Genomic DNA, 6,056 nt, shown 5'->3' with positions numbered 1-6,056 from the left:
AGCAAGCTCAAGCACTTCCGCCGCGTCGCCACTCGATATGACAAATTGCTCGCCAACTTCATGGGCTTCGTCAAACTCGCTGCAATCGCAATATGGCTCAGATAGTTAAATCGTCACCACAACCTAGAGCAACGGGCGTTCTGACGAACGCAGCTTCCGCTGCTCCAGCTCCTTTTTTAGCCGCATTATTGCGACGTCAGACGATTCCGTCTGACTACAAAATGCTCTAAAAATTACTCAGCGCTTTCTTCAGCCGGAGCAGCAGTAGCGGCAGCCAGGGCAGCAGCGGCAGCTTCCTGCGCCTTCTTCACCAGAGCTTCACGCTCCTGCGCCTTCTTGCCCGGCAGCGCCTTGATCGGATTGTTGCGGGCTTCACGCTTGGCAATGCCAGCCTGATCGAGGAAGCGGGCAACGCGGTCGGTCGGCAGCGCACCGTGGTCGAGCCAATGCTGGACGCGCTCGGCATTGACCTTCACGCGCTCGCCATCCTTGGGCAGCATCGGGTTCCATGCACCCACGATCTCAACAAAGCGGCCATCACGCGGGCTGCGCACATCGGCAATAACGATATGGTAGTAAGGACGCTTTTTTGAACCCGCGCGGGACAGTCTGATTTTAAGTGCCATTTTTTCTTCTCCTGAAACTGTAAACCTGTTGTCTGTGTTGTATTAGGTCTTGCCCTACCTGTGTTCTGGCAGGGTCAACCGTCTTGGGAACTGTCGCCATTGGCGGCAATATGTTCGTGGTGGCGGATCACTTCGCGCACAACGAAATTCAAGAATTTTTCGGCAAAATCAGGATCAAGCTGAGCTTCATTCGCCAATTGCCGCAACCGCGCAATCTGCAAGGCTTCACGAGCCGGATCCGCAGGCGGCAGGCCGTGGGTGGCCTTCAAGACACCAACCGCCTTGGTGCAGCGGAAGCGCTCGGCCAGCATATGAATGAGGGCAGCATCGATATTATCGATGGAAGCACGATAGCTGCCAAGCAGACGCGATGCCTCATCAGCCTTATGATCCGGGCCCATCCTGTCCTCATTTCTTCCTGTTGCCGGGAAGACCGCCAAGACCGGGCAACTTCATGCCGCCGCCAAGTCCCGGCAGACCACCACCACCCAAACCGGGAAGGCCACCCGGCCCCCCTCCTCCCGGCAAGCCCTTGCCAAGCCCTGCGGCCTGCGCCTGTTTTTGCAAGGCTTCCAACTGCTTGGGGTCCATTTTTGACAGGTCAGGCATTCCGCCTCCCATCATCCCCCCCATACCGGCCCCAAGGCCCCCGGCTCCAAGGCCCATTTTCTGCGCCATGCCACCCATCAGGCCGCGCATCATGCCGCCACCCTTGCCCTTGCCACCCATGGCTTTCATCATGTCGGCCATGCCGCGGTGCATTTTGAGCAGCTTGTTGATCTCGGCAGAACTTGTGCCCGAACCGGCAGCAATGCGCTTCTTGCGGCTATGCTTGAGAATATCGGGGTTGGCGCGCTCGGCTTTTGTCATCGAGGAAATAATGGCAAGCTGACGCCCAAACATCTTGTCATCAAGACCGGCAGCCGCCATCTGGTCCTTCATCTTGCCCATGCCGGGCATCATTCCCATGATGCCGCCCATGCCACCCATTTTCTGCATCTGGCCAAGCTGCTCGGCCAGATCATTCAGATCAAACTTGCCCGACTGCATCTTCTTGGCCATTGCCGCGGCTTTTTCCGCATCAATGGTTTCAGCAGCCTTTTCCACGAGCGACACAATATCGCCCATGCCAAGAATACGGTCGGCAATACGCTTGGGATAAAACTCCTCCAGCGCATCCATCTTTTCGCCGGTACCGATCAGCTTGATCGGCTTGCCGGTGACAGCGCGCATGGAAAGGGCAGCACCACCGCGCCCGTCACCATCCATGCGGGTCAGCACCAGCCCGGTGACGCCTACGCGCTCATCAAAATTGCGGGCCAGATTGACCGCATCCTGACCCGTCAGCGAATCGGCCACCAGCAGGATTTCATGCGGATTCGAGGCTGACCGGATCTCGGCCATCTCGACCATCAGCGGTTCGTCAATATGGGTGCGGCCTGCCGTATCAAGGATAACCACATCATGGCCACCCAGCCTGGCCGCCTGTACGGCGCGGCGCGCAATTTCGACCGGCGACTGGCCGGCAACAACCGGAAGGGTGGCAACCTGTATTTGCTCCCCAAGCTGGCGCAACTGCTCCTGCGCTGCAGGACGGCGCGTATCCAGCGAGGCCATGAGGACCTTCTTGCCCTGACGGCCGGTCAGCCTTTTGGCAATCTTGGCGCTGGTTGTGGTCTTGCCCGAGCCTTGCAGACCAACCATCATCAAAACAACAGGTGCAGCCGCATTGAGGTCAATGGGCACGCCCTCTTCGCCCAGCATGGAAACCAGTTCGTCATGAACGATCTTGACGACCATCTGGCCGGGCTTGATCGATTTCAGAACCTCAGTGCCAACCGCTTTTTCACGCACCTTGTCGATGAAGGAACGCACCACTTCGAGCGCGACATCAGCTTCCAGCAAAGCACGACGAACCTCGCGCAGCGCGGCTGCAACATCAGCCTGCGACAGCGCACCACGACCAGTCAGGCCGTTCAGGATCGAGCCCAGACGCTCCTGTAGCGATTCAAACATGTCTCTTCCTTATTCCCTGTCACCCGCAATGGATAACAGGTAATGCTGCCGGAGTCGTTCTCCAAACGAGGCCAAAGCCAAAACGCACCCGGGGGCGCACCGCGCTGCCGGATGTTGGCCTCCGGGGTCGGCTCGTGGCGATAAATTGCCAGACGCCCCGGTCAGCTTCGCGAAAAGAGGACTTGTCGCAGAATTGTGCGCTTAAAACAGGAAAATCGAGACAGAGTCAAGTTTTTTGGGCGCTAAAATGCTGTTATGGAAGGCAAATGCGCCCCATTCCGCCACATTTAAAGCGAGTTGTGCCTGCACAGAGCCAAAATCCTGGCGTGAGCAGGGCCAGATGGCGATGACAAACATTCACCAGACTGGCAAAGTGTCGCGCAAGGGACGTGATTCAGGCAAATCAGGAGAGCAGCATGGCATTTTTTGCCAAAGGACGATTTTTTGTAACAGCGGCCTGTGCCGCGCTGATAATGACAGGCGCGGCGCAGGCGGCGGGCGTATGCGGCAATGATGGCAGCGGCTTCAATGCCTGGGTCCAGGCCTATATGGCCGACGCCAAGGCCAGAGGCATCAATACCCGCCCGATGCAAGGCGTGAAATATGACACCGGCGTCATCAAGATCGACCGCGCCCAGCGCAAGGCCTTTCGCGGCAGCCTTGAAGATTTCATGCAAAGGCGCGCACCTGCCTCCTATGTCAAGAAAGCCAAGGGCTATATGAAGTCGGAAGCCTCCCTTCTGCGCCGCATTGAACAACGCTATGGCGTCCAGCCGGAAGTTCTGCTGGCCATCTGGGGCATGGAAACCGGCTTTGGCGCCAATTCCGGCAATAAAAGCGTATTCGGCCCACTGGCCACGCTTAGCTATGACTGCCGCCGCTCTGCCTTCTTCACCAATGAGCTGGATTCAGCGCTGATTATCGCCCAAAAAGGTTATATCCCTGCCGCCCAGATGAAGGGTGCAGGTTTTGGCGAGCTTGGCCAGACCCAGTTCCTGCCGTCCAAATATCTGGAATTTGCCGTTGATTTTGACGGTGACGGCCGCCGCGACCTGCTCCGCTCACGCGCCGATGTTCTAGCTTCCACCGCCAATTTCCTGCGTGGTCATGGCTGGCAGCCCGGCGGCGGTTATGGGCCGGGCGAGGTCAATTACAAGCACTGGAATGACTGGAACCGGGCGACCCTTTACCAGCAGGCGCTGGCCGAATTTGCCCGCCGCATCAAGAACTAAACTTTTTTGAGACAAGAGGCCGGGGGAATATGTTCTACCCGGCCTTGTCCATTGCAGCTTCCACAAGGCTGAATGCATCCGGTGTCGACCATTCGGCGGGACCGTTCATATGGGCCAGCAGGCAGCCATCCTCATCAACCAGAACCGTCACCGGCAGGCCAAGCGCCAGCCCCTTCGCCTTCAGATCATTGAAGGCGCCCATTGTGTGGTCGCTGTAATAAGCCAGACTGGAAACGCCGATCTCTTCCAGAAAGGCTTTCGGCTTTTCATCATTGCCGGTATCGACATTGATGGCCACGACCTCGAAACGGTCACTGCCCTTTTCCTGCTGAAGCATATCCAGCGCCGGCATTTCAGCCCGGCAGGGCGCGCACCATGTCGCCCACAAATTGATCAGCAGGGTCTTGCCTTCATGCCCGGCCAATGTCACCGGCGTACCATCGGGGCCATTAAAGGCAAGTGCCGCCAGCGATTGCGGCGGGTCTGCAGCCATCATCGCCGCAACATGGCCGGTTGCGGCATCGGCCACCTGTCTGGCGCGCTCTGTTTTGAGTGCACAGGCATTGTCCCCGCTTGCTGCCACAGATGTCGATATATCGGCTGCGTTATTGCCAGAAAGGCCGCTAGTGACATATACCGCAAGCGCGCCGACAGCCGCACCGGCTATCAGAGCGGCTGCAATCAGACGCGGGGTGGGAAAGAGTTTTCTGCCATCTGCCATTTTTAATGCTCCAGATGAGGGTTATAGCGATGACCGACAAGAAGGCCAGCAACCGGATGTGGGGCGGACGATTTGCCTCGGGGCCTGCGGCAATCATGGAAGCAATCAACGCCTCTATCGGTTATGATCGCAAACTTTATGCGCAGGATATAAGAGGCTCGCTCGCCCATAGCCAGATGCTGGCGCAAACCGGCATTATTACGGCTGAGGATCAGAAAAAAATTGCTGACGGCCTTGAAACGATCTTCAAGGAGATCGAAGAGGGCCGGTTTGAGTTTTCCGCAAAGCTGGAAGACATTCACATGAATATCGAGGCACGGCTGGCTGAACTGATTGGCCCCACCGCTGGCCGTCTGCACACGGCGCGCTCGCGCAATGATCAGGTAGCGGTTGATTTCCGACTATGGGTCAAGGATGAGCTTTTTCGTGTGGCGCAAGCTCTCAAGGGCCTGATTGCAGCCTTTGTCGAGCGCGCACAAGAACATGCCGCCACCGTCATGCCGGGTTTTACTCACTTGCAAACCGCACAGCCGGTCACATTTGGCCATCATTGCCTTGCCTATGCTGAAATGTTTGCCCGTGACCTGTCGCGGGTGCATGATGCGATTGAGCGCATGGATGAAAGCCCGCTGGGGGCAGCCGCCCTTGCCGGAACCGGCTTTCCCATTGACCGCCACATGACGGCAAAGGCGCTGGGCTTTCGCGAACCAACCCGCAATTCGCTCGACAGCGTTTCCGATCGCGACTATGCGCTGGAATTTTTATCGATTGCCGCAATTGCCGGCACGCATCTGTCACGACTGGCCGAGGAAATCGTCATCTGGTCCACGCCGCAATTTGGCTTTGTGCAGCTTTCCGACAGTTTTTCAACCGGCTCTTCGATCATGCCGCAAAAGAAAAACCCGGATGCCGCCGAACTGGTGCGCGCCAAGACCGGTCGCCTCAATGGCCATCTCATCGGCCTGCTGACAGTGATGAAGGGCCTGCCGCTGGCCTATTCCAAGGATATGCAGGAAGACAAGGAAGCCGTGTTCGATGCGGCTGAAACGCTTGACCTGATGATTGCCGCCATGACCGGCATGGTCGGCGATATGACAATCAATGCAGCCACCATGAAAAAATCGGCAGGCTCGGGCTATTCAACCGCCACCGACCTTGCCGACTGGCTGGTGCGTGAACTGGGCATTCCCTTCCGTGAAGCCCATCACATTACCGGCCATGCAGTCGCGCTGGCGGAAGAGAAAAAAACCGGGCTGGAAAAGCTGACGCTGGAGGATTTCAAATCTATCCATGACGGCATCACCCAGGATGTATTTTCCGTGCTATCGGTCCAAAACTCGGTCAAAAGCCGACAAAGTTTCGGTGGCACTGCACCGGCGCAGGTGCGCGCTCAGGTGCGATACTGGAAAAAGCGTCTCGCCAAAGATTAAAGGCGGGTGCATTGGCAATCAAACTTGTTTA

Annotated in this window: 6 protein-coding genes and 1 pseudogene; 3 read left to right on the top strand and 4 right to left on the bottom strand. The window is 57.4% G+C overall.

From position 1 onward, the window contains the following. Positions 1–105: pseudogene (locus ACFPLB_RS06810) on the top strand (IS5/IS1182 family transposase); the annotation flags it as partial. A 128-nt stretch (positions 106–233) separates the two neighbouring features. Here the strand turns inward: ACFPLB_RS06810 and rpsP are convergent. The 3 genes from rpsP to ffh all read right to left on the bottom strand — a co-directional run bounded on the left by rpsP (position 234) and on the right by ffh (position 2,642). Then, positions 234–626: a 30S ribosomal protein S16 gene (gene rpsP / locus ACFPLB_RS06805; RefSeq protein ID WP_378228617.1), complete on the bottom strand. Its 393-nt coding sequence runs from the start codon at positions 624–626 to the stop codon at positions 234–236. A 74-nt stretch (positions 627–700) separates the two neighbouring features. Next, entirely contained in the window at positions 701–1,027 is a 327-nt protein-coding gene (locus ACFPLB_RS06800) for a chorismate mutase (protein WP_378228616.1), read from the bottom strand. 7 nt (positions 1,028–1,034) lie between these two features. Next, positions 1,035–2,642, bottom strand: coding sequence for a signal recognition particle protein (gene ffh / locus ACFPLB_RS06795; protein WP_378228615.1), 1,608 nt, complete (start codon positions 2,640–2,642; stop codon positions 1,035–1,037). A gap of 416 nt (positions 2,643–3,058) precedes the next feature. Between ffh and ACFPLB_RS06790 the strand changes: the two genes are divergently transcribed. Next, entirely contained in the window at positions 3,059–3,874 is an 816-nt protein-coding gene (locus ACFPLB_RS06790) for a lytic murein transglycosylase (protein WP_378228614.1), read from the top strand. A gap of 34 nt (positions 3,875–3,908) precedes the next feature. Here the strand turns inward: ACFPLB_RS06790 and tlpA are convergent, their stop codons facing one another. Next, complete coding sequence (gene tlpA, locus ACFPLB_RS06785) at positions 3,909–4,595, bottom strand: thiol:disulfide interchange protein TlpA (RefSeq protein ID WP_378228613.1); 687 nt, start codon at positions 4,593–4,595, stop codon at positions 3,909–3,911. 29 nt (positions 4,596–4,624) lie between these two features. On the opposite strand from tlpA, the gene argH reads away from it, so the two are divergent. Further along, entirely contained in the window at positions 4,625–6,025 is a 1,401-nt protein-coding gene (gene argH, locus ACFPLB_RS06780; protein ID WP_378228612.1) for an argininosuccinate lyase, read from the top strand. Positions 6,026–6,056 lie beyond the last annotated feature (31 nt).

This window comes from Aquamicrobium segne, from assembly GCF_042656785.1.
Classification (GTDB): Bacteria; Pseudomonadota; Alphaproteobacteria; order Rhizobiales; family Rhizobiaceae; genus Mesorhizobium; species Mesorhizobium segne.
The sequence above is the reverse complement of the archived record's forward strand: the minus strand, read 5'-3'. Positions and strand labels throughout refer to the sequence as shown.

Bases quoted from the DNA above. Each gene is read 5' to 3' on its own strand.
- ACFPLB_RS06800 (WP_378228616.1), bottom strand. From the start codon at position 1,027: ATGGGCCCGGATCATAAGGCTGATGAGGCATCGCGTCTGCTTGGCAGC.
- rpsP (WP_378228617.1), bottom strand. From the start codon at position 626: ATGGCACTTAAAATCAGACTGTCCCGCGCGGGTTCAAAAAAGCGTCCT.
- ffh (WP_378228615.1), bottom strand. From the start codon at position 2,642: ATGTTTGAATCGCTACAGGAGCGTCTGGGCTCGATCCTGAACGGCCTG.
- tlpA (WP_378228613.1), bottom strand. From the start codon at position 4,595: ATGGCAGATGGCAGAAAACTCTTTCCCACCCCGCGTCTGATTGCAGCC.
- argH (WP_378228612.1), top strand. From the start codon at position 4,625: ATGACCGACAAGAAGGCCAGCAACCGGATGTGGGGCGGACGATTTGCC.
- ACFPLB_RS06790 (WP_378228614.1), top strand. From the start codon at position 3,059: ATGGCATTTTTTGCCAAAGGACGATTTTTTGTAACAGCGGCCTGTGCC.